This window comes from Acinetobacter sp. CIP A162, assembly GCF_000367905.1.
Taxonomy (GTDB): Bacteria; Pseudomonadota; Gammaproteobacteria; order Pseudomonadales; family Moraxellaceae; genus Acinetobacter; species Acinetobacter lwoffii.
This window is the reverse complement of sequence record NZ_KB849159.1, coordinates 98,955-121,271: the sequence shown is the minus strand read 5'-3', so window position 1 is coordinate 121,271 and position 22,317 is coordinate 98,955. Positions and strand designations below refer to the sequence as shown.

Below are 22,317 nucleotides of genomic sequence, written 5' to 3'. Positions count from 1 at the left end.
GCCTCTCCTTATTGAGCATCTAAAATGTCTTGAGCGATCTCTGGATAACGGTCACGCAACATGGCTACAAACAAGTGACGAATTTCATTCAGACCTTGGGCATTATTGGCATCAAAGCGCACTGTGAAATACTCACCTGTATTGGATGCTCGAATGATGCCAAAACCATCCTCAAAATCAAGACGTATCCCATCAATTTTACTGATTTGCGCATTAATTCTTGCGGATTGTTGTTCAACGAAGTTTAAAAGCTCAACTGGACGTACTTGACGCGTTGAAATATAAAGATCTTCAGTACCATACCGTTTTGGATAAGCTGCCAAGGCCTGCGCGAGAGTTTGCCCCGTTTGATCTAAATATTCCATGACTCGGAGTGCTGCATAGAGGCCATCATCATAGCCCCAGCCGCGGCCATCATTAAAGACATAATGTCCGGCATATTCCCCACCAAAAATGGCTTGCTGCTGAGACTGGTTCAGATAGGTTCTGAGAAATGAACTGCCGGTACGAATCATCACCGGTTCACCGCCCAGACGTTGCACTGTATCGCGAACTAGAGTTGAACATTTCACATCATAAACAAATTGGCGTGGCGTTGAATCAGTGAGACAAATTTCGGCAAACAGGCATAATAACTGATCGGCTGTAATAATCTGACCATGTTCATCAACCAGAACCAGGCGATCGCCATCACCGTCCAAAGCAATACCGAGATCAGCCTGCTGTTGCATGACAGTTTGGCGTAAAGTCTCAAGATGTTTGTCCTGCGAAGGATCCGGCGCATGATCCGGAAAATATCCATTGGCCTCACAACGTAAAGCAATCACTTCACAGCCCATTTTTCTGAGTACCAAGTCAGCACAACGTCCGGCTGAGCCATGCAGACCATCCAGAATCACTTTAAATGAGCGCTTTAATTGAATATCTTCTAATATTCCCTGCTGATACTGCATGCAAAACTCTGGAATAATCTGATGCGGCAGTTCAGCTAAAGTAATTAGCTGGCTATCGCAATGTGACTTTGCCAGTTGGGCCACCTGTTGAATCATCTCAGGACAAGGTGGTTCACCATCAATAATCCATTTAATCCCATTATCTTCTTTAGGATTATGACTGGCGGTGACCATAATGCCATTGCCATCAAACTGGCGTGCGGTGAAATACAGCATCGGGCTGGAACAACAGCCTATAATAGTGGCTTCCAGCGAATAGTCTTTAAAAATACGGGCAATGATGTCGGCAAAAGCCGGACTACTGATGCGTGCATCATAACCAATGGCGACACGTGTCTGTCCCGCAGCCTGATACTGCTGGGCTAAACCGTGGGCAATTGCATCAATGATCCCGGCACCTAATAGACTGACTTTACCGCGTATGTCATAGGCACGAAAGATATGCATGGGGAATGGATGATTCATAGATCCCATAAAACTGTCTTTTCACTATTCGTTAAAATAAGGAGATTTAAAATGATGATTTCATCATAATGACTTTAAACATTTGTTTTTGTTTTAAGACCTGCTATTTTTAAACGATTTCAATGTAACAATCAATTATAAAAATATAATCTACAACTTTAGAATTATAGGGTTCTTGTAATTAAACAATGATTATTCAATTATATTTATTTTGAGTTTCATCTAATTAGACATTTGATAATTACATCAATTTTGGATTTAAATAATTCTACTTGGCCGAAAAAATAAGGTTTTATTTTTTAAATATATTTCAACCAACTCATTTTTTTTAATATTTAATCTAATCAACTAAAAATGGCTTACATCCAGTTAATGAATGTAAGCCATTATTAAAACTTAGTTTTTACCCGTATGACCAAAACCGCCAGCACCGCGTTCAGTCGCTTCGAATTCATTCACCAGATCGAATTCAGCTTGTACCACAGGAACCAACACATACTGCGCCAAACGTTCACCTGGCTCTAAGCTGAATGCCGTCTGACTACGGTTCCAAACGGATACCATCAATTCACCCTGATAATCAGAATCAATTAAACCTACCAGGTTACCCAACACGATCCCATGTTTATGGCCCAAACCCGAACGTGGCAAGATCAGACCAGCAAATGCAGGATCTTCAATATAGATTGCTAAACCAGTTTTTACCAAAACCGTTTGGCCTGGTTCAATGATTGTGGTTTCTGCAACACACGCACGCAAATCCAGCCCCGCTGAACCTGTCGTAGCATAAGTCGGTAATGGCCATTCCTGACCGAGACGCGAGTCAAGGACTTTCACCTGAACTTTCATGTATTCATTCCTGTTGTTTCATTTAAAATAAGAGCAAGCCTTGCGCCTTATCGTTTGATAAGGTTACGCAAATTATCAAGATAATGTTGGGCTTGTAATTTCGGATCGATGTTGCCTGCCAGCTTTTTCTTACGACCTAACCATTCCAACTCATCTTCTGGTAATTCATCCAGAAAACGGCTTGGGGTCATCTGCTTCATCTGCCCACCGGCCTTGCGCTGCGCTGCCAAAGTAATGGTCAAGCCCTGACGTGCACGGGTAATGCCCACATACATCAGACGGCGTTCCTCTTCGACGGTTTCTGCAGCAATCGAGTTTTTATGCGGCAGAATTTCTTCTTCCAGACCAATCAAATAGACATAAGGAAATTCCAGACCTTTAGACGCATGCAAAGTCAATAAGTTGACTTTATCGGTGTCCTCTTCTTCCTGTTGCTGCTCCAGCATGTCCAGCAGCACCATTTTACGAATCACACTTTCAATATTTTTTTCGTCGACATCTTCAGCGCGGTTAATCAGGCTCTGAATGCTGCTGTAGAGCACCTCGATATTGTCAAGCTTGGTTTTTTCCTGTGCTGGCGTGGCTGCAGTTTCCTTGATGTAATCGATATAACCGGCCTCAATCATCATCTGGCGGATGATCGGTACTGGTTCATCATCATCCAGTAAATTGCGGGTAAAGCCCTCAATAAAATCGGCAAATTCGGCCAATTGAGTCGTGGCCTTTTTCGGAATCGCCATGGTCAGACGTTGATCCGCTGCTGCAGCCAGCAAGGACAGGTTGTTTTCCTGAGCAAATAATCCAAGTTTTTCCAGCGTTACCGGACCAATCGCCCGTTTTGGCGTATTGATAATTCGCAGGAATGCGCTGTCGTCTTCAGGGTTAATGATCAGGCGCAAATAACTCATCATGTCCTTGATTTCGGCACGTGCGAAGAAGGACTGTCCGCCAGACAATTTATACGGAATCTGCATCTGACGTAGATGGGTTTCTAAAATACGCGCCTGGAAATTGCCGCGATATAACACCGCATAATCTTTCCAGCTTTTACCGTTCATTAATTTATGCGTGATCAGGTCTTTAACAACACGCTCTGCTTCATCATCATCATTGCGGCAGGTAATCACACGGATTACTTCACCATGGCCTTTGTCTGACCAAAGTTTTTTATCAAAAATATGCGGATTATTGCCAATGACAGTGTTGGCTGCCTTGAGAATACGACTGGTCGAACGATAGTTCTGTTCCAGTTTAATCACTTTTAAATTAGGAAAATCCTGCTGCAGCAAGGCCATATTTTCCGGTTTAGCCCCACGCCAGGCATAGATTGACTGATCATCATCGCCTACGGCGGTGAACTGTCCCATCACGCCAACCAGCAATTTCACCAGAATATACTGTGCGGTGTTGGTATCCTGATATTCATCGACCAGCAAATAACGCACGCGGTTTTGCCATTTGTCACGGACTTCTGCATTTTCCTGCAGCAAGCGCGTTGGCATTACAATCAGATCATCAAAATCCACGGCGTTATAGGCGCGTAAATTACGTTCATAAAGCTGATACAAATGCGCAAACTGCACATCTTCGGCAGTTTCACAGGTGGTGTGGGCTTGCTCAGGTGGAATGAGATCATTTTTCCAGTCCGAGATCATTTTCATGGCTTTGGCGATCAGTTCTTTGCTTTCTGCACCGGATAAATTGTCACGTTGCATCAGATCCATCAGAATGCGTTTACAGTCGTCAGCATCCAGAATTGAGAAATTATTTTTCAGTGGGGTATGTTTCAACTCCAGGCGCAGCATATTCAGGCCAAAAGTATGGAAGGTTGAAACTGAAACGCCTTTACTTTCTTCACGTGTCAACAATTTGCTGACACGCTCTTTCATCTCACGTGCTGCCTTGTTGGTAAAAGTCATCGCAGTAATACGATGTGCGGGAATCCCGCAATGCTTGACTAAATACGCGATTTTTCGCGTGATCACTGAAGTCTTGCCTGAACCCGCTCCTGCAAGTACTAACAAGGGTCCTTGAGTGTATTTCATGGCTTCAAGTTGCTTGTCATTTAACTGACTGGCGAGTGACATATGGCTTCCTCTTCTAGATTCGGCTCCGATTATAGTCATCTCTGCGTCAGTTGCCTAATTTAAAATACGATTAATCAGATCAATATTCAGATATAAAAAAACCACCCGAAGGTGGTTTTTTCTTAAGCGTTCAAGAATTATTGAACTGCATATACCGCGATTTCTACACGACGGTTTTGCTCTTTACCTGCGGCAGTTGTATTGTCTGCAATTGGGTTCGCTGAACCTAAACCTTGAGCATTAATACGTGTACGTGAAACACCTTGGCCTGCCAAGTAAGTCGCTACAGAGTTTGCGCGTGCTTGAGACAATGGCAAGTTAATTGAGTCATTACCCGTGCTGTCGGTATAACCAGTTACAAGGATACCGCTCTTGTTATCTTCAGTTAATACTTGCGCCACTTTGTTTAAAGTGCCATAGAAGTTTGGTTTGATATTTGATTTGTTGGTATCAAATGTAATGCTGCCTGGCATCACAAGGTTAATCGAACCATCTGCATTACGGTTAACGTCTACGCCCGTACCCGCTGTTGCTTGACGTAATTTTTTCTCTTTGTTATCAAGATACACACCCGCTGCACCACCAACAACAGCACCAATCGCTGCTGCACGGTTATTTTGACGGCTGGTATTCGCATTGCCTTTAGAAACACCGTAACCTGCTGCAGCACCAATTAAAGTACCTAGAGCAGCTTTATCATATTCCACACCACCGATGTTATTACCAGTTGATTGACAACCTGTAAGTGCTACGGCCCCTGCTACAGCTGCTGAAATGACTAGTGCACGCATCGCATGACTCCTTGTTGTATGCTTTGTTGTTAAGCGAGATAATGATTTAAATTGAATGGGCTAACCATTGAATTTTTGTTAATAATAAATCGTTTAGTAATATTTTGTAATGTTTATATGTAACTAAAACCAAGTAGTTCGTCACAATATCTTCATAGTTTCCTGTTTAGGCTTTTTTATTTGCCTAACTGTCTCTATATTACTCAAAATATGAAAAAATTTAAGTGATTAATCTCTGGGGACTGTTTGGATATGTCATCGAATAGCAACAAGCAACCGACTTTAAAAAAACTGGCGCGTGGCCTGACGGTCACATCCGTCATGACGGGCAGTACTTTTTTTCATGGTCCCCCGGTGCTGGCCTTGGGTTTAACCAAACTTTTTAAAAAATCCGCAAAAGTGGATGAAACCAATATCAAGATTACCAACAGCTGGTTAGGGGTCAATAATTGGCTGATTGAGCATGTGCTGAAAAACACGCAATGGCAAATCAGCGTAGATGAATCACTGGATTTGAATATGCAGGGCCGTTATTTGATGACCTGTAATCATCAAAGCTGGGTCGATACCACCGTCAACCAGTACTTCGGTCTGACCCGTATGCCCCTGACGCGTTTCTTTACCAAATGGGAACTTATTTTTATTCCTTTTGTTGGACAGGCCTTTAAAATTTTGGGCTTCCCGATGATGAAGCGGCATAGCAAGGAACAGATTGCCAAAAATCCTGCACTGAAATACCGGGATATGGAAGAAGCACGCAAATCTTGTGAACAGCTGATCAGTCAGCCTTTTACCCTGTTAAATTATCTGGAAGGCACCCGCTTTACCCAGGAAAAGCATGATCAGCAGCAGTCTTCCTACACACATTTACTGAAACCTAAAGCCGGTGGTCTGGCATTGGCGCTCAGTATTCTCGGCGATAAAATTGATGCGCTGGTCGACATGACCATTGTTTATCCTGACGGTATTCCGGGCTATGGTGAATTTTGGTTAGGTGAAGTGCCACGTATTGCGGTAAATTTAAGAAAAATTGATATTCCAGACTGGGTACTGGGCGGCAATTATGAAGATGATGCTGAATATCGTGCACGTTTTCAAAAATGGATTGATCAAATCTGGACTGAAAAAGATCAGCTCATCGCACAAATGCAGCAGAACTTTGCCCAAGCCCCGGTCGGATCTGTAACCGAGTAATTATGAAGAAAGACAACCCGGACATTACGTCCAGCTCATTTAAATTTGTTCGTAAAGGAACCTGGGGCTGGAAAATTGCACTGATTTACGATATTTTCATGATGGTTCTGATCATCATCAATCTGTTCTGTCTCAGTGCTAACGCCATTTTAATGAGCGATTTTGGGCAGTGGTTGTTTGACTTCATTCGTTTACCGGAAATCTTGCAGTTTTATAAAAGTGATTTACGCCCTTGGGTCATCATTACCGAGGGCTGGTTTACCACCTTCTTGGTCTGTGAATTACTGGCACGCTGGGTCATCGCGATTGTCCTGCGTCATCATCGACGCTGGTGGTTCTTCCCTTTTGTGCACTGGTATGAAATTTTATCTATTATCCCTCAGCTACGTTTCCTACGTCTGCTGCGTGCGGTTGCGATTGGCTACAACCTGCATAGCCATGGTTATAAAGTAATTCCCAATCGTTGGTATCGCCAAGGCAACTTTTATTACAACATGCTGATGGAAGAGCTTTCCAGCCGGGTGGTACTGACCGTACTGGACGGCATCAAGCGTGAACTGACCACAAGTACATCACATAAACAGTTAATTGATGATTTAGTGGAACATCACCGTAAATTACTGGCCATTGCCTTGGCAGATATCTTGCAGGAGTCTTTGGGTAGGGAATTACAGTCACAACGTTCCATGATCGCTAAAAATGTAGGGCAAGTAGTGAATCAGGCGATTGAAGATACTCCGGAACTGACCCAATTATTACGTTTGATTCCAATCGTAGGTAGCCGGATCGAACAGCAAATTCAAAGTATTGGTCAACGCCTCGGAGAAAATATCACGCAAGGACTGATTGAACCATTTACCCACACAGGCCAAAAAGAAAATCCGACTTTTACCCTAATTTCAGATAAAATCAGCCAGATTCAGATTGAACATAATCCACATATTGATAAATTGGTCGAATCGGCTGTTTTTGAAACACTTGAAGCAATCCGAAAACAGGTAAAAGTCAAACAGTGGCAACAGATTTTAGAAGAACATGAGCAAAATCAGAGCTCAATAGATAAGTAAAGTTTAAAGTACAGAATCAGACTAATCCGTCCGGTCCTGTTCGCATAAAAAAATAACTGAGATCGCTAGAGAATTACTGCAATTTGTTCTAGGATTTGCACTATTTACAACATTGCTTCGACACAAAACCAGCACGTCAGAAGTATTTAAGGAAGAATTATGGCTGATATACGGATAAAAGGCAGAATGGTCAATGCGATACGCATTAGCCTAGATACCAATGATCATGATGCAATCCGCCAGCAACTTAGCCCAAAATTACAAGCAGCATTTCCACCCGGCACTTTGGCAGTCATTGAAAGTTCAGTTGAACAGGAACTCATTGCGCTGATTCAACTGTTAATCAGTCTGGATGTACAGCCTATGGCTGTTACTGAAGGCTTACTTGGAGATCAGGCGCGCGCCATTCAGTTCCCGGTACTGCCACCTGATCGCCAGTTAGAAGAAATTAAAGCCACCAAAGAACAGGTCGTGGAAGTTAAACCAGAACCTACAGCGGTGAATGATGATCAGGCCCCTGCTGCCCCGATCGTCGCGCATATCACCTCATATCATGATGAAATCCTGCGTACCGGCCAATGTATCGTGCAACATAATGGCGACATTATTATTAATGCCGGCATCAATAGTGGTTCAGAAGTGATTGCTTCGGGCAATATTCATGTCTATGGCAGCGCGCGTGGCCGTGTCATTGCAGGTGCGGGTGGTAATACTGCAGCACGTATTTTCTGTCATAGCCTCGAAGCAGAACTGATTTCGATTGCAGGAACCTATTGCGTAGCGGATGACATTCCTCCGCATGTGGTCAAAAAATCAGTGCATATTTACTTGAATGATCAACAAGAGCTTGTATTTGAAGCTCTACAATTTTAATGTATAAATAAACACCAAAAACCCCATTTTAAACAGGGGATTTGAACCATAACAGGAGTGGATTCGGTGGCGAAAATTGTTGTCGTAACATCAGGCAAAGGTGGTGTAGGTAAAACTACAACAAGTGCATCTTTTGCAACAGGTTTAGCCCTACGTGGTCACAAAACTGTTGTTATTGATTTTGATGTAGGTTTACGTAACCTTGATTTGATTATGGGCTGTGAACGCCGTGTAGTTTATGATTTTGTGAATGTTTTAAATAACGAAGCACGATTACAACAAGCACTGATTCGCGATAAAGATATTGAGAATTTATATATTTTACCTGCTTCCCAAACACGTGATAAAGATGCCTTAACCGATGAGGGTGTAGCACGTGTAATGGATGAGCTTTCGCAGGAATTTGACTATATTATTTGTGATTCACCTGCCGGTATCGAGCGTGGTGCCATTCTGGCCATGTACCATGCGGATGAAGCGATCATTGTGACCAACCCTGAAATTTCTTCAGTCCGTGACTCTGACCGTATCATTGGTATGCTCGATAGCAAAACAAAAAAAGTAGAACAAAACGAAGGTCGCATTCGTAAGCATCTGTGTATTACCCGTTTCAATCCGGAACGTGCCGATAAACAGGAAATGCTAACGATTGATGATATTTCTAAGGATATTTTACGTGTACCGACCTTGGGCGTTATTCCTGAGTGTCCAAGCGTTTTACAGGCATCGAATGAAGGTAAGCCGGTGATTCTTTTCACTGAAGCTTCTGCAGGTCAGGCCTATGATGATCTGGTTGCGCGTTTCCTTGGCGAAGAGCGTCCTTACCGTCATATCGAGGTAAAACCTAAGGGCTGGTTAGCACGACTATTTGGAGCGTAGACATGGCAGGATTCTGGAGTAAACTTTTTAGTGGCGAGGATAAACCATCAAGCGCACGGACTGCTAAAGACCGTTTGAAGGTGATCGTTGCATCCGAACAAGGCTTGGGTCGTCGCTTGAGCCAGGACAAAATTGACCAGATGAAGACTGAAATCATGCAAGTGGTCAATCGTTATGTTCGCGGTGTCGATGAACAGCATATTCAAATGCAGGTCCGTTCTGAAGCCAATATTGAAATGCTTGAAATGAATATCAATTTACCTGAAGAACGATAATCTGATTTTTGATTGGTCAAGTAAATTGATTCAAGGCAAAATATGAGGCCGGATTAGTAAAGCATTGCTTTACCCGGCCGCAAGATGAGAAGCTATGCTTCGAGTGGGCTGGTCGTAAAATACTGCTTTACCCAGAAGACGAGAAGCTAGGCTTCCAATAGGCTAGTAACTCTACGCTACCTAGTCATAAGACGAGTAGCGAGACTTCGCCTAGACAATGTCGTTTTAAGGACATTGTCACTTGCGTACTCATATTTTGCCTTTTTTCATGCCGAAAAAACTACATTAGATCAAGGAAATTGCGATGGCATTATCTCAACCAGCGACCTTTAACGAAGAATGGTCAGATGAGCGTGTATTTGCCTACTTGAATCAGCTTCCTCCTGCAGGTGTTAATGCTGATTTTCACGTGCTCTATCATGCTTTCAAGCATATGCGTCCATTTGATTATGAACGCCTGTTGACGAAATTTGTCGCTGATGGCCGTGATGTCAATGCAACCAATCCGGAAGGACAACGGATTCATGACGTGATTGCCACTTTCCCGCGTCAAAGTGCCGAGTTTCTGGATGTATTGGCAAAATTTGCCTGAGTCAAAATACATAAAAAAGCCTGCTTTGAAAGCAGGCTTTTTTATTGTAGGTAGACTGAAATTAAACCAGAATCTCGCGTTTACCATTGGCACCCATACCGCTGACAATGCCGTTTTCTTCCATCTGGTCAATGATCCGTGCAGCACGGTTATAGCCCAGACTGAATTTACGTTGCAAGGATGAAGTAGAAGCCTTACGGGTTTCCAAAACAAAAGCTACACACTGGTCATACAGTGCATCACGGTCTGAACTGCCCTCACCACCATCTTCAAAACCACGGCTGGATGGTTCTTCATCAAATGGTGTCAGGATCTCGTCGACATAATTTGGTGAACCACGTTCACGCCATGCATCGCAGATCCGGTTGACTTCGTCATCGGCAATAAAGGCACCATGTACACGCTCAGGTTCGATTTTACCCGGGCCGAGGAATAGCATGTCACCGTGACCGAGCAAGTCCTCTGCACCACCCGCATCCAGAATAGTACGCGAGTCGATCTTGGAGTTAACCCGTAGCGCGACACGTGTTGGAATATTGGCTTTGATCAAACCGGTGATCACGTCCACCGATGGACGTTGGGTCGCAAGCAACAGGTGAATACCGGCAGCACGTGATTTTTGTGCCAGACGGGTAATCATCTCTTCAGCTTTCTTACCGACCTGCATGATCATATCCGCGAACTCATCCGCGACAATCACAATGGAAGGCAATGGCGTCAAACGCGGCGCACGTTCACCCACAACAGAATCGCTGGCTTTCCAGGTTGGATCGATCAGGTCTTCACCATTGGCAATCGCCTCTTCCACCTTGCGGTTATAGTCGCTTAGTTTACGGATTTTCAGGAAAGACATCAGTTTATAACGACGTTCCATTTCATTGACACACCAGTTCAATGCGCTGACCGCATCTTTCATATCGGTAACTACAGGCGTCAATAAATGTGGAATATCGTTATAGTTCGCCAGTTCCAGCTGCTTCGGATCGATCAGAATAAGACGCAATTCATCCGGTGTATATTTCAGCAACATCGATAGAATCATCGAGTTGACCGCCACCGATTTACCGGAACCTGTGGTTCCTGCCACCAGCATATGCGGCGCTTTACCCAGATCAGCAATCACCGGATTACCGGAAATATCCTTACCCATTGCCATGGAGAGGATGCTATTCGGATCAGTAAAGGCTGGAATGGTCAAAAGTTCGATCAAACGGACCATTTCACGGGTACTGTTTGGTACTTCAATTCCGATATACGGTTTGCCCGGAATGACTTCAACCACACGCACCGATGCCATCGACATCGAACGTGCCAAATCACGCGAAATATTCGTCACTTTAGAGGCTTTTACCCCTGGCGCCAGATCCAGTTCAAAACGTGTCACGACTGGGCCTGGCTGTGCTTCTACCACTTTGGCTTTGACGTTGAATTCTTGCAACTTGATTTCAAGCAATTCAGATAAACGTGCCAGCTGCTCTTCAGTAAAATTCACTTTTTTATTCGGATCGACTTCATCCAGTAAATCCAGACCTGGAAGCGGTGATAAATCTTTTCGGCGCTCCACCACCTGCATGGCACGTGACATCGGACGGCCTGAAGCATCAGTTAAAGGAGCATCAAAATCAAACTCGTCTTCATCTTGTGGTTTACCAGCCGTTTCTTGCCAGGCTTCTACAAATTCTTCTTTAGATAAAGCCTCGCGTACTGCTGCATGAGTTGCAGAAGGAGGAGATACTGGTTGCTCTATACCCTGATGCTGAATTGGTGCCTGAACAAAAGCAGAAGATTGGGCATAGCTTGATGCACGTACTGGTTGGCTTGGCTCATCTTCTTCAATCAGTAAATCACCCAGGTCATCCAGATCGGCCTGTAATGCGCTATTTTTCACGACATGTGCCGTTGTCATAGACGCCATGACAGGTGCAACATTGGTCATGTCTTCTACAATTCTTGCCGTCTTTTCGGCTGGCGCTGTATTGAATGGACTATGCACATCGGTCGCAGTTTTGCCTTGCGGAACTGCAGCCAGAAGTTCATCAAAGATTTCATCATCATCCCAGTCCAGGCCTGTATGCGGAGCCGATGCGGTTCTGGTATGAGCATGAGTCTGTGCTGCAACAGGTTGAGGAGCGGTTATATGTGAGACTGGAGAATTAAGCTGTTCTTCTTCGGCTGCTTTGAGTAAGGCATCAATATCCTGTTTATGGCGCTGATCTTCATTTGAATGTAAGGCACGCCACACCTCGCCTGTCGCTACCACACGATCCGGCTGTTGAGGCACTTGCTGTACTTGCTTAAATGTCTCGACTGGCTCAGGAGCCTGCTGCTCAGCCTCAGGAATATCCTCATAAAACTGCGGTTGTTGTGATTCTTTATCGGCAAAATCATCAAATAAGCGTTCAGCCACCTGATCGCGCACCACCGGATCTATTTCTACCAGTTGATGCTCAGGCGCAGGTGTTACTGCAACCGCTACTTTTTTTGCACTAATGACTGGCTCTTTTTTGGCGACAGGTGCAGTCCGGTCAAAATCAGACATGCCTTCAGGCACATTGCGGTAGAATAGGTCTTGTAAATAAGCAGGGGTTGCTTTGAGGCTGCTCCAGGTCTTGTTCCATTTCACCCCAAACGCCAAGGTAAATAGCACCACCCAAAGCACCAGCAGGAAGAATGCTGCACCGTATACTGTCAGCAGTTGTTCCAGACTCTGGCCTAATTCATAGCCAATAATACCGCCGGAAGAATTATCCAGCGTATCAGCAGGGACTTGCCAAAATAAAAACAACAGCGCTGAGGTGGTCAGCAACAGGAAGAATTGCGCAGCATAGCGAAATGGCCGGTTCAGGAAGCTACGCGGCCACCAGACCTGAATCGCTTCCATAAACAGATAGACAGGGATCAGCAGACTTGCCCAACCAAGGAAGCCAAACAAAAGGTCTGCAATCCAGGCACCCGCTACCCCACTGGCATTCGAAACCGTCTGCGTATCACTGGAGATATGCATCCACCCCGGATCAAATGGCGTATAGGTCACTGTTGCAAGAAACAGATAAATCCCAAATGAGACTAAAAATAATGTCATTACTAAGCGCTGTGCATAGGCACTCGACACCGCTGTCATATACTGTCCTGTAACCAATTCTTCATGAATATTCTTTTGCTTCAATGCTTGAAAAAAGCGACGCAATAAAATACATATTATGCACCTGTTCTGTGAAAAAAGATGCACTATTGTGCAAGCACAATGTTACTTATGCTATATAGCCCAAATCGATTTCAATGATCAATAATATCGACTTTAATCTCACACCACTGTTATACAGTTTCACGTATAATTCAATAAATTTCTAAATAAAAAAGGATACAGCTGATGAGCGCACGTCACTCACGACTGATTATTTTAGGTTCTGGCCCTGCAGGCTATAGCGCAGCAGTATATGCAGCGCGTGCAAACTTGAAACCTACCCTGATTGCAGGCTTGCAACTGGGCGGTCAGCTGACCACGACGACTGACGTCGATAACTGGCCGGGTGATCCCGAAGGTTTGACTGGTCCAGCATTGATGGAACGTATGCAGGCACATGCAGAGCGTTTTGGCACTGAAATCGTGTATGACCATATCAATGAAGTGGATCTTAGCCAGCGCCCCTTCGTGTTAAAAGGCGATATGGAAGAATTCACCTGTGATGCCCTGATTATCTGTACCGGTGCAACTGCCCAATACCTCGGTCTGGAATCTGAAGCAGCCTATATGGGTCAAGGTGTCAGTGCTTGCGCAACCTGTGATGGTTTCTTCTATAAAAACCAGAAAGTCATGGTTGTAGGTGGTGGTAATACCGCTGTTGAAGAAGCGTTGTACTTATCCAATATTGCGTCTCACGTGACTCTGGTTCACCGTCGTGATTCACTACGTTCTGAAAAAATCTTGCAAGATCATTTATTTGCCAAAGAAAAAGAAGGCAAGATCAGCATTATCTGGAACCATCAAGTCGATGAAGTACTCGGTGACGCACAATCTGGCGTGACCTCGGTTCGTCTTAAATCAACTCAAGATGACTCTACTCAAAACGTCGATGTGACGGGTATGTTTGTGGCGATTGGTCACAAGCCAAATAGCACCATGTTTGAAGGCCAGTTAGAGCTTCGTGACGGTTATATCCAGGTACAAAGCGGTACTGCAGGTAATGCAACCCAAACTTCGGTACCGGGTGTATTTGCAGCCGGTGATATTGCGGACAGCATTTACCGTCAGGCCATTACTTCTGCCGGTTCAGGCTGTATGGCTGCGCTTGATGCAGAAAAATATCTTGATGCGATGGGCAAACTAGACTAAGCAGCAAGAATAAAAAAGCCGTCCATTATGGACGGCTTTTTTATTGCTAGAATGAGATGATGATTTATCTATAGATTTATGTCGGGTCTGCCATGTCTTTACTTCCTCCCTCAGAATTCATTTTTCCCAATCCGGTCGAGGTTGATCCTGAAGGTGAAGGACTGATTTGTATTGGTGCAGACCTCTCCCCTTCCACACTTTATGAAGCCTATATGCATGGATTATTTCCATGGTTTTCAGAAGGTGATCCGATTTGCTGGTGGAGTCCGGAACCACGCTGCATTATTCGCCCCGAAGATTATCATCCTAGCAAATCCCTGCTACGTAATATGAAAAAGCAGGACTATAAGATTACGGTCAATCATGCTTTTGAAAGAGTGATTCGTTCCTGTTCATTGCCTCGTGCTTATGCAGACGACACCTGGATCAGTGAAGATATTATCGCAGGCTATTGCGACATGTTTGACGCAGGATATGGCTATAGCATTGAGGTCTGGGATGAAGATCGCGTCGTCGGTGGACTTTATGGTGTGACCATCGGTCAAGGCTGTTTTGGTGAATCCATGTTTAGTACGCAAACCGATGTTTCTAAAATGGCTTTCTATACTTTAATGCTGATTGGACAGGAAAATAAACTATCCTGGATCGACTGCCAACTGGTCAACGATCATCTGTTAAGCCTGGGTGCCTGCACAATTTCTCGCCAAGCTTATCTTAATTCTTTACAAGATATTGTAAAAAAGCCTGCTATCGATTGGAAAAAGTATCAGGAAGGTGTATTTTCAAGTAAAACAATAGCGCAAAACGCGCGCTTAAGTGAATGAAAATAACAGAGGGTAGTTGTTATGAACTCTTATCAGCCAAAGGCCCTACTGAACGATTTACAGTATTATATTACGCCGCCGCATGATTGTAGCTATTTGCCCAACAAGTCGGCGCGCATGGTTTTTCTGGATCCTGCACATCGAATTGATGTAGTCACTTTATCGGAACTGTCACGTACCGGTTTCCGCCGCAGTGGTGATTTCGTCTATCGACCCGAATGTCATCTGTGTCGTCAATGTCTGTCTTCGCGTGTACCCGTTGCTGAATTCCGCATGAACAGTTCACAAAAAAAAGCCTGGAAACGGAATCAGGACCTGGTGATGAAAATTACCAGTCCAGAGCACGCCGGTGATCTACATTATGCGCTGTATGAACGCTATATTAATGAACGCCACTCAGATGGCGACATGTTCCCACCCACTCGGGATCAGTTCGAAAAATTTTTATTACAAAGCTGTGCCGACAGCTTCTTTCTAGAATTATGGCAAGATGAGCGTCTAATCAGTGTTTCAACCTGTGACTTGCTGGATGATGGCATTTCTGCCGTCTATACCTTCTTTGACCCAGATGAAAATCGTCGTTCACTCGGTGCTTTTGCAATCTTGAAACAGATTGAACATGCACAAAAGCTGGGCTTGCAATTTATCTATCTGGGTTATTGGGTGCCGCATTCTAGCAAAATGAATTACAAATCTCAGTATCTGCCACTGGAACTCTTGATCGATGGACAATGGCGACGTTTAAATCATGCATTGAGTGCCACGGAGATTCAGCAATTGGGAAACTCATTAATGACGACCTTACCCAGCGGATGGAATCACCAGATTATTAAATAAGGTCGTCAGTTTGTATTATTTAAATAGACTAGCAAAATCATCCGTACATGCTTTTACCATAATGATGGCATGTTCACGGCTTCCGTTACTGTTAGGATAATAATTCTTGCGCAGATCAATCTGATGAAAGCCTGATTTTTCATACAGCTTGATCGCAGCCAGATTACTCTCGCGCACTTCCAGGAAAATCTGCACCGGATTATTTTTTAGCATCGCCACTGAAGCCTCCAGCAACTGATAGCCCAAGCCCTGACCTTGCTGTGCCGGATCAATCGCCATGAGCAATAAATTGGCTTCATCCAGCACCGGTTGTAAAATACAAAATCCGACCACCTGCCCTTTTACTTCAATCACGGTACTTTGATAAGCTGTTACAGCATCTTCGAACTGTTTTAAAGTCCAGGGATGTGATTGAACTGATTTTTCAATCTTTGCAACGACTTCTACATCCGCTGCTTGCATTAAACGAATCATCTTCGTTCATCTTATATAGAATCAACCTCCGCATTATAGAAAGTTCATCCAAAAAATCGAGCAAAAAAAAGAGCGATTTTAGTCGCTTTCCAATCTTCAGTTCTGTCACAAACCCAATTTAGCTTTCCAAGTCGCCAACAGTTGATCTGTATAATGATCATTCGGATGGAATCCCGGTTTAAAATACATCAGCATTTCTTTCGCCATACCGGTAATGACACCTTTAGAAGGACTATAGGCATAGGTATAAATGGCTTTTAAGGACTCAAGATTAAACTGCTGATCCTGTTTAAGCAAACGGGCGAGGAAATAGCTTTGCACCACAAATAAGGTTGCCATTGCGATGACCAAGGATGAAGTACGCAGTGCATAGGCTTTTAGGCCTTTGCCAAAAACTCCTTCAAAGACATCATGTGCAACTGCCTTATGTTCATTTTCCTCGATAGCATGCCATAACCACATGGTTTTCATGGTTTCATCTGTCATCAATTCCTGAATGTGGCTATTGGTCAAAAGCTGTGAGGCAATGGTTGCAGTGAAATGCTCAAGTGCCGTAGTTGCAGTCAAATCTACCATTTCTTGGGTAATTCCCACAGGCTTACCCAGTTTAGCCATGACTTTACGTGTCGTTTGAATGACTTTATCGGTATAACGATCAAGCGTCTCGACATCATGCCCATGTTTTTGCGCAGAAGCATTAAAGCCGATATGCTCGTGAGTATGCATGGCTTCCTGACCAATAAAAGCAGAAATTTCTTTTTGTAATGCTTCATTATTGGCAATTGCAGGATGGTTACGTACCGCGCGGACTGAATCTATAAAAAACTTTTCACCTGCTGGAAATAGCGCAGATAATGCGGTCATAAAATGAGTGAGACCTGCTGAACCATTCATCCAATATTCCGGTACAGCATCAAAATCAAAGTTCATGCGACGAACCGGAAAACTAGCACCCGCACGATTGGTAATATTTACTTTCGCATTCATGTGACCACTCCCATCAGGCCAACCCAGGCCCAAAAATGTAATATTCATATTCTTATCTGTATATTACGTGGTAATTTTTTTTACATAAGTGCAGTTTAGGTCAAGCCGATATCAGATAAGGACAGCTTTTGAAATCATTGTCAGACAATTTATTTTTAGTTTTATAAAAGTTTGAATCAAAAAAAAGCGCCTCAAAGAGGCGCTTTTCTTACACAATCAGCGATTATGCAGTTACTTTAGCAACTACACCAGCACCAACTGTACGACCGCCTTCACGGATCGCAAAACGTAGACCTGGGTCCATTGCGATCGGGTGGATTAGCTCTACTGACATCTCAACGTTGTCACCAGGCATAACCATTTCCACGCCTTCTTTAAGCGCGATCGCACCAGTTACGTCCGTAGTACGGAAGTAGAACTGTGGACGGTAACCGTTAAGGAATGGAGTGTGACGACCACCTTCTTCTTTAGAAAGTACGTATACTTCCGCATCGAATTTAGTGTGCGGCTTGATCGCACCTGGTTTAGTCAATACTTGACCACGTTGTACGTCTTCACGCTTAGTACCGCGAAGAAGAACACCACAGTTCTCGCCCGCACGACCTTCGTCAAGAAGTTTACGGAACATTTCTACGCCAGTTACTGTAGTAGTTTGAGTATCACGGATACCAACGATTTCTACAGACTCACCTACTTTAACGATACCAGTCTCTACACGGCCAGTTACTACTGTACCACGACCAGAGATTGAGAATACGTCTTCAATTGGCATAAGGAATGGAAGGTCGATCGCACGCTCTGGCTCTGGAATGTAAGAGTCAAGTGCTTCAACAAGCGCAACTACAGCTGGCTCGCCGTATTGGCTGTCATCACCGTTAAGCGCAAGAAGAGCAGAACCACGAATTACTGGAGTGTCATCACCCGGGAAGTCGTAAGTAGAAAGAAGTTCACGAACTTCCATTTCAACTAGCTCAAGAAGCTCTTCGTCGTCTACAAGGTCGCATTTGTTCAAGAATACAACGATGTAAGGTACACCTACCTGACGAGAAAGCAGGATGTGTTCACGAGTCTGTGGCATAGGACCATCAGTCGCAGCACATACAAGGATCGCGCCGTCCATCTGAGCAGCACCAGTAATCATGTTTTTAACATAATCGGCGTGGCCCGGGCAGTCTACGTGAGCGTAGTGACGAGTTGGAGAATCGTATTCTACGTGTGAAGTATTAATTGTAATACCACGTGCTTTTTCTTCTGGTGCAGAGTCGATTGCAGCGTAGTCTTTCGCTTCGCCACCGAATTTCTTCGCACATACAGTTGCAATTGCAGCTGTTAAAGTTGTTTTACCATGGTCAACGTGACCAATTGTGCCCACGTTAACGTGTGGCTTATTACGTTCAAACTTAGCCTTAGCCATGAGATCTTCCTTTTTAAACTACTCATGCAGGATCACTGCATGAGCACTTGGTTTTTAACTATGAATTAGTTTGGGCTTATAGTAATCGAAAGATTACTCGTCGTCACCTTTTTTACCGCCAGACTGGAATTTAGAAATGATGCCTTCAGCCACGTTACGTGGAGTTTCAGCATATTTAGCAAATTCCATAGAGTATGTTGCACGGCCTTGAGACATAGAACGCATTTGAGTCGCGTAACCAAACATCTCAGCAAGTGGAACCTCAGCTTTAATTGCTTTAGTACCACCAGGCAAGTCATCCATACCTTGAACCATACCACGACGACGGTTTAAGTCACCCATGATATCGCCCATGTAGTCTTCTGGAGTTTCTACTTCAACTTTCATGATAGGTTCAAGAAGAACAGGATCTGCTTTCATGAAACCGTCACGGAAGGCATAAGAACCAGCCATCTTGAACGATAATTCGTCCGAATCGACATCATGGTAAGAACCGTCAAACAATGTAGCTTTAATGCCAACTACTGGGTAACCAGCAAGGACACCATTCTTCATACGCTCTTGGATACCTTTATCCACAGCACCGAAGAATTCTTTAGGAACTACACCACCAACAACTTCTTCAACGAACTCGTAGTCTTTACCAGCATCAGCATCCATTGGCTCTAAACGTACGTATACGTGACCAAATTTACCTTTACCACCAGTTTGACGAACGAATTTACCTTCTTGCTCAACTGACTTTTTGATCGTTTCACGGTAAGAAACCATTGGTTTACCAATGTTTGCTTCAACACCGAATTCACGCTTCATACGGTCAACAATAATGTCAAGGTGAAGTTCACCCATACCAGCGATGATTGTTTGACCTGACTCTTCATCAGTACGAACGCGGAATGATGGATCTTCCTTAGCCAAACGACCTAAAGCAATTGACATTTTTTCTTGGTCAGCTTTAGTTTTTGGTTCAACAGCCAATGCAATTACTGGCTCTGGGAATTCCATACGCTCAAGTGTGATGACATTTTTCTCATCACAAAGTGTATCACCTGTAGTTACGTCTTTAAGACCTACACACGCAGCGATATCACCCGCACGAATTTCTTCAACGTCTTGACGATCGTTCGCGTGCATTTGCACGATACGGCCGATACGTTCACGTTTAGATTTAACTGGGTTATAAACAGAATCACCTTGTTTAAGAACACCAGAGTAAACACGTACGAAAGTTAAGTTACCTACGAATTTGTCGTTCATGATTTTGAACGCAAGTGCAGAGAACGGAGCTTCGTCAGATGCTTCACGAATCGCTTTAGTTTCAGCCTTATCGTCAAGAACACCTTCAATCGCTTTAACTTCTGTAGGCGACGGTAAGAATTCAATTACTGCGTCCAACATACGTTGAACACCTTTGTTTTTGAATGCTGTACCACAAAGCATTGGTTGAATTTGACAAGCCAAAGTTTGGACACGTAGACCAGCAACGATTTGTTCTTTAGTCAAATCGCCATTGTTCAGGTATTCATCCATTAACTCTTCAGAAGCTTCAGCAGCAGCTTCAACCATGTTTGTACGCCATTCTTCAGCAGTTTCTTGAAGTTCAGCCGGGATTTCACCGTATTCAAACTTCATACCTTGTGAAGCTTCGTCCCAAATGATCGCTTTCATTTCGATCAAGTCGATTACGCCTTGGAAGTTTTCTTCAGCGCCAACAGGGATTACTACAGGTACTGGAGATGCACCTAAACGTGTTTTCATTTGTTCAACAACACGGAAGAAGTTGGCACCAGTACGGTCCATCTTGTTCACGAATGCTAAACGAGGCACTTGGTATTTGTTCGCTTGACGCCATACAGTTTCAGACTGAGGTTGTACACCACCTACAGCACAGTAAACCATACACGCACCATCAAGAACACGCATAGAACGTTCAACTTCAATTGTGAAGTCAACGTGTCCCGGTGTATCAATTACGTTGATACGGTGTTCAGGGAACTGTTTAGACATACCTGACCAGAATGTAGTCGTAGCAGCAGAAGTAATGGTAATACCACGTTCTTGCTCTTGCTCCATCCAGTCCATTGTTGCTGCACCATCGTGTACTTCACCAATTTTGTGAGATACACCTGTGTAGAACAGAATACGTTCTGTAGTTGTGGTTTTACCCGCATCAATGTGCGCAGAAATACCAATGTTACGATAACGAGAAATTGGGGTTTGACGTGCCATGATTTCTAGCATTCCTAAATTTTGTTGTTTAAAACAGGACGCTTTAAGCTGCATAGCAACTTAAAGCGCTTTGGTGACAAAACCATGACGGTCTTATCACCCTCCTGAATAGGGCCTGTTTTATCTGCTTAGAAACGGTAGTGAGAGAATGCTTTGTTGGCTTCAGCCATACGGTGCACATCTTCACGTTTCTTAACCGCAGCGCCTTTGCCTTCAGATGCATCAAGCAACTCGCCAGCAAGACGTAAAGCCATAGTTTTTTCAGAACGCTTAGCAGCAGCATCTACTAACCAACGCATCGCTAGAGCAGTACGACGGGATGGGCGTACTTCCATAGGAACTTGGTATGTAGCACCACCAACACGGCGTGCTTTTACTTCGACCATAGGACGAACTTTTTCAAGAGTAGTCTCGAAAAATTCAACTGGGTCTACTTTAGATTTTTCTTGAACGCGGTCTAAAGCACCGTAAACGATACTTTCAGCAATAGATTTTTTACCATCTTGCATTACGTGGTTCATGAATTTAGCGATTGTTTGGCTGCTGAACTTAGGATCCGGAAGGATTTCACGAGCAGCGACTACGCGACGTCTTGGCATTTTAAACTACCTATAAAGATGACACTTCAGGTTTATCCAGCATGAGTACAAAGTGTCATGTACTACTCGCTGGCCTTACTATACGTCGCTTGGAATTTTCACAAAATTAATGCAGAAATCAGACAAGCGAGACGATAAAGGATTGCGGTTCTACGTTCTTAAAATTTAATTCTTAACGAATTATTTCTTAGGACGTTTAGTACCGTATTTAGAACGAGACTGGTTACGATCTTTAACACCAGCACAGTCTAAAGAACCACGAACGGTATGGTAACGTACACCTGGTAAGTCTTTAACACGACCACCACGGATAAGAACAACACTGTGCTCTTGTAGGTTATGGCCTTCACCACCGATGTAGCTAGAAACTTCGAAACCTGAAGTTAAGCGAACACGGCAAACTTTACGCATTGCTGAGTTAGGTTTTTTAGGTGTAGTTGTGTAAACACGTGTACAAACACCACGGCGCTGTGGACAAGCCTTCAACGCAGGAACTTTAGATTTTTCAACTAAAGTCGTACGACCCTTGCGGATCAACTGATTTGTTGTTGCCATTTGGCAATTCTCCCGTTAATAAAAAGCCCCAAAAAACTAC

20 protein-coding genes are annotated in these 22,317 nt (G+C 43.9%); 9 read left to right on the top strand and 11 right to left on the bottom strand.

Translation table 11 applies throughout. The annotated features are described in order from the left end of the window. Nucleotides 1-8: 8 nt before the first annotated feature. From F995_RS06940 to F995_RS06925, 4 genes are all read right to left on the bottom strand, one after another. Nucleotides 9-1,427, bottom strand: a complete 1,419-nt coding sequence (locus F995_RS06940; RefSeq protein ID WP_004646128.1) for a phosphomannomutase/phosphoglucomutase — start codon at nt 1,425-1,427, stop codon at nt 9-11. A 387-nt stretch (nt 1,428-1,814) separates the two neighbouring features. Beyond that, on the bottom strand, nt 1,815-2,267 hold the full coding sequence (dut, locus tag F995_RS06935; RefSeq protein ID WP_004646127.1) for a dUTP diphosphatase: 453 nt from the start codon (nt 2,265-2,267) through the stop codon (nt 1,815-1,817). A gap of 47 nt (nt 2,268-2,314) precedes the next feature. After that, a complete protein-coding gene (locus tag F995_RS06930; RefSeq protein ID WP_004646125.1) occupies nt 2,315-4,354 on the bottom strand; it encodes a UvrD-helicase domain-containing protein in 2,040 nt (679 codons plus the stop codon). A 137-nt stretch (nt 4,355-4,491) separates the two neighbouring features. Continuing rightward, entirely contained in the window at nt 4,492-5,145 is a 654-nt protein-coding gene (locus tag F995_RS06925; protein WP_004646124.1) for a YiaD family glycine zipper/OmpA-like lipoprotein, read from the bottom strand. Between the two features lie 252 nt (nt 5,146-5,397). On the opposite strand from F995_RS06925, the gene F995_RS06920 reads away from it, so the two are divergent. From F995_RS06920 to F995_RS06895, 6 genes are all read left to right on the top strand, one after another. After that, the gene (locus F995_RS06920) at nt 5,398-6,339 is read left to right on the top strand and encodes an acyltransferase (protein WP_004646123.1); all 942 of its coding nucleotides are present in this window, start codon (nt 5,398-5,400) and stop codon (nt 6,337-6,339) included. A gap of 2 nt (nt 6,340-6,341) precedes the next feature. Next, complete coding sequence (locus F995_RS06915; protein WP_004646122.1) at nt 6,342-7,406, top strand: hypothetical protein; 1,065 nt, start codon at nt 6,342-6,344, stop codon at nt 7,404-7,406. A 159-nt stretch (nt 7,407-7,565) separates the two neighbouring features. Beyond that, nucleotides 7,566-8,279: a septum site-determining protein MinC gene (gene minC / locus F995_RS06910; RefSeq protein WP_004646121.1), complete on the top strand. Its 714-nt coding sequence runs from the start codon at nt 7,566-7,568 to the stop codon at nt 8,277-8,279. A 66-nt stretch (nt 8,280-8,345) separates the two neighbouring features. Beyond that, nucleotides 8,346-9,158, top strand: coding sequence for a septum site-determining protein MinD (gene minD, locus F995_RS06905; RefSeq protein WP_004646120.1), 813 nt, complete (start codon nt 8,346-8,348; stop codon nt 9,156-9,158). Between the two features lie 2 nt (nt 9,159-9,160). After that, complete coding sequence (gene minE, locus F995_RS06900; RefSeq protein ID WP_004279256.1) at nt 9,161-9,433, top strand: cell division topological specificity factor MinE; 273 nt, start codon at nt 9,161-9,163, stop codon at nt 9,431-9,433. Between the two features lie 304 nt (nt 9,434-9,737). Next, entirely contained in the window at nt 9,738-10,025 is a 288-nt protein-coding gene (locus tag F995_RS06895; protein ID WP_004279254.1) for a PA4642 family protein, read from the top strand. Between the two features lie 61 nt (nt 10,026-10,086). Here the strand turns inward: F995_RS06895 and F995_RS06890 are convergent, their stop codons facing one another. Continuing rightward, entirely contained in the window at nt 10,087-13,146 is a 3,060-nt protein-coding gene (locus tag F995_RS06890) for a DNA translocase FtsK (protein ID WP_004646118.1), read from the bottom strand. Nucleotides 13,147-13,395: 249 nt separating this feature from the next. On the opposite strand from F995_RS06890, the gene trxB reads away from it, so the two are divergent. From trxB to F995_RS06875, 3 genes are all read left to right on the top strand, one after another. Continuing rightward, nucleotides 13,396-14,358, top strand: a complete 963-nt coding sequence (gene trxB / locus F995_RS06885) for a thioredoxin-disulfide reductase (RefSeq protein WP_004646117.1) — start codon at nt 13,396-13,398, stop codon at nt 14,356-14,358. 92 nt (nt 14,359-14,450) lie between these two features. Then, nucleotides 14,451-15,182, top strand: coding sequence for a leucyl/phenylalanyl-tRNA--protein transferase (gene aat / locus F995_RS06880; protein ID WP_004646116.1), 732 nt, complete (start codon nt 14,451-14,453; stop codon nt 15,180-15,182). A 21-nt stretch (nt 15,183-15,203) separates the two neighbouring features. Further along, complete coding sequence (locus F995_RS06875) at nt 15,204-16,019, top strand: arginyltransferase (protein WP_004646115.1); 816 nt, start codon at nt 15,204-15,206, stop codon at nt 16,017-16,019. A gap of 15 nt (nt 16,020-16,034) precedes the next feature. Here F995_RS06875 and rimI read toward each other — a convergent pair whose 3' ends face one another. From rimI to rpsL, 6 genes are all read right to left on the bottom strand, one after another. After that, the gene (gene rimI / locus F995_RS06870) at nt 16,035-16,493 is read right to left on the bottom strand and encodes a ribosomal protein S18-alanine N-acetyltransferase (protein WP_004646114.1); all 459 of its coding nucleotides are present in this window, start codon (nt 16,491-16,493) and stop codon (nt 16,035-16,037) included. 105 nt (nt 16,494-16,598) lie between these two features. Then, nucleotides 16,599-17,480 (bottom strand): metal-dependent hydrolase, encoded by an 882-nt coding sequence (locus F995_RS06865; protein ID WP_004646113.1) that lies wholly within the window; start codon nt 17,478-17,480, stop codon nt 16,599-16,601. A gap of 223 nt (nt 17,481-17,703) precedes the next feature. After that, entirely contained in the window at nt 17,704-18,894 is a 1,191-nt protein-coding gene (tuf, locus tag F995_RS06860; protein ID WP_004646112.1) for an elongation factor Tu, read from the bottom strand. 93 nt (nt 18,895-18,987) lie between these two features. Beyond that, entirely contained in the window at nt 18,988-21,123 is a 2,136-nt protein-coding gene (gene fusA, locus F995_RS06855; protein ID WP_004646111.1) for an elongation factor G, read from the bottom strand. A 128-nt stretch (nt 21,124-21,251) separates the two neighbouring features. Beyond that, nucleotides 21,252-21,722 (bottom strand): 30S ribosomal protein S7, encoded by a 471-nt coding sequence (rpsG, locus tag F995_RS06850; protein WP_004279240.1) that lies wholly within the window; start codon nt 21,720-21,722, stop codon nt 21,252-21,254. Nucleotides 21,723-21,902: 180 nt separating this feature from the next. Beyond that, the gene (rpsL, locus tag F995_RS06845; RefSeq protein ID WP_002050319.1) at nt 21,903-22,277 is read right to left on the bottom strand and encodes a 30S ribosomal protein S12; all 375 of its coding nucleotides are present in this window, start codon (nt 22,275-22,277) and stop codon (nt 21,903-21,905) included. Nucleotides 22,278-22,317: the final 40 nt, after the last annotated feature.

Bases quoted from the DNA above. Each gene is read 5' to 3' on its own strand.
- F995_RS06940 (WP_004646128.1), bottom strand. From the start codon at position 1,427: ATGGGATCTATGAATCATCCATTCCCCATGCATATCTTTCGTGCCTAT.
- dut (WP_004646127.1), bottom strand. From the start codon at position 2,267: ATGAAAGTTCAGGTGAAAGTCCTTGACTCGCGTCTCGGTCAGGAATGG.
- F995_RS06930 (WP_004646125.1), bottom strand. From the start codon at position 4,354: ATGTCACTCGCCAGTCAGTTAAATGACAAGCAACTTGAAGCCATGAAA.
- F995_RS06925 (WP_004646124.1), bottom strand. From the start codon at position 5,145: ATGCGTGCACTAGTCATTTCAGCAGCTGTAGCAGGGGCCGTAGCACTT.
- F995_RS06920 (WP_004646123.1), top strand. From the start codon at position 5,398: ATGTCATCGAATAGCAACAAGCAACCGACTTTAAAAAAACTGGCGCGT.
- F995_RS06915 (WP_004646122.1), top strand. From the start codon at position 6,342: ATGAAGAAAGACAACCCGGACATTACGTCCAGCTCATTTAAATTTGTT.
- minC (WP_004646121.1), top strand. From the start codon at position 7,566: ATGGCTGATATACGGATAAAAGGCAGAATGGTCAATGCGATACGCATT.
- minE (WP_004279256.1), top strand. From the start codon at position 9,161: ATGGCAGGATTCTGGAGTAAACTTTTTAGTGGCGAGGATAAACCATCA.
- F995_RS06895 (WP_004279254.1), top strand. From the start codon at position 9,738: ATGGCATTATCTCAACCAGCGACCTTTAACGAAGAATGGTCAGATGAG.
- F995_RS06890 (WP_004646118.1), bottom strand. From the start codon at position 13,146: ATGACAGCGGTGTCGAGTGCCTATGCACAGCGCTTAGTAATGACATTA.
- trxB (WP_004646117.1), top strand. From the start codon at position 13,396: ATGAGCGCACGTCACTCACGACTGATTATTTTAGGTTCTGGCCCTGCA.
- aat (WP_004646116.1), top strand. From the start codon at position 14,451: ATGTCTTTACTTCCTCCCTCAGAATTCATTTTTCCCAATCCGGTCGAG.
- F995_RS06875 (WP_004646115.1), top strand. From the start codon at position 15,204: ATGAACTCTTATCAGCCAAAGGCCCTACTGAACGATTTACAGTATTAT.
- rimI (WP_004646114.1), bottom strand. From the start codon at position 16,493: ATGATTCGTTTAATGCAAGCAGCGGATGTAGAAGTCGTTGCAAAGATT.
- F995_RS06865 (WP_004646113.1), bottom strand. From the start codon at position 17,480: ATGAATGCGAAAGTAAATATTACCAATCGTGCGGGTGCTAGTTTTCCG.
- tuf (WP_004646112.1), bottom strand. From the start codon at position 18,894: ATGGCTAAGGCTAAGTTTGAACGTAATAAGCCACACGTTAACGTGGGC.
- fusA (WP_004646111.1), bottom strand. From the start codon at position 21,123: ATGGCACGTCAAACCCCAATTTCTCGTTATCGTAACATTGGTATTTCT.
- rpsG (WP_004279240.1), bottom strand. From the start codon at position 21,722: ATGCCAAGACGTCGCGTAGTCGCTGCTCGTGAAATCCTTCCGGATCCT.
- rpsL (WP_002050319.1), bottom strand. From the start codon at position 22,277: ATGGCAACAACAAATCAGTTGATCCGCAAGGGTCGTACGACTTTAGTT.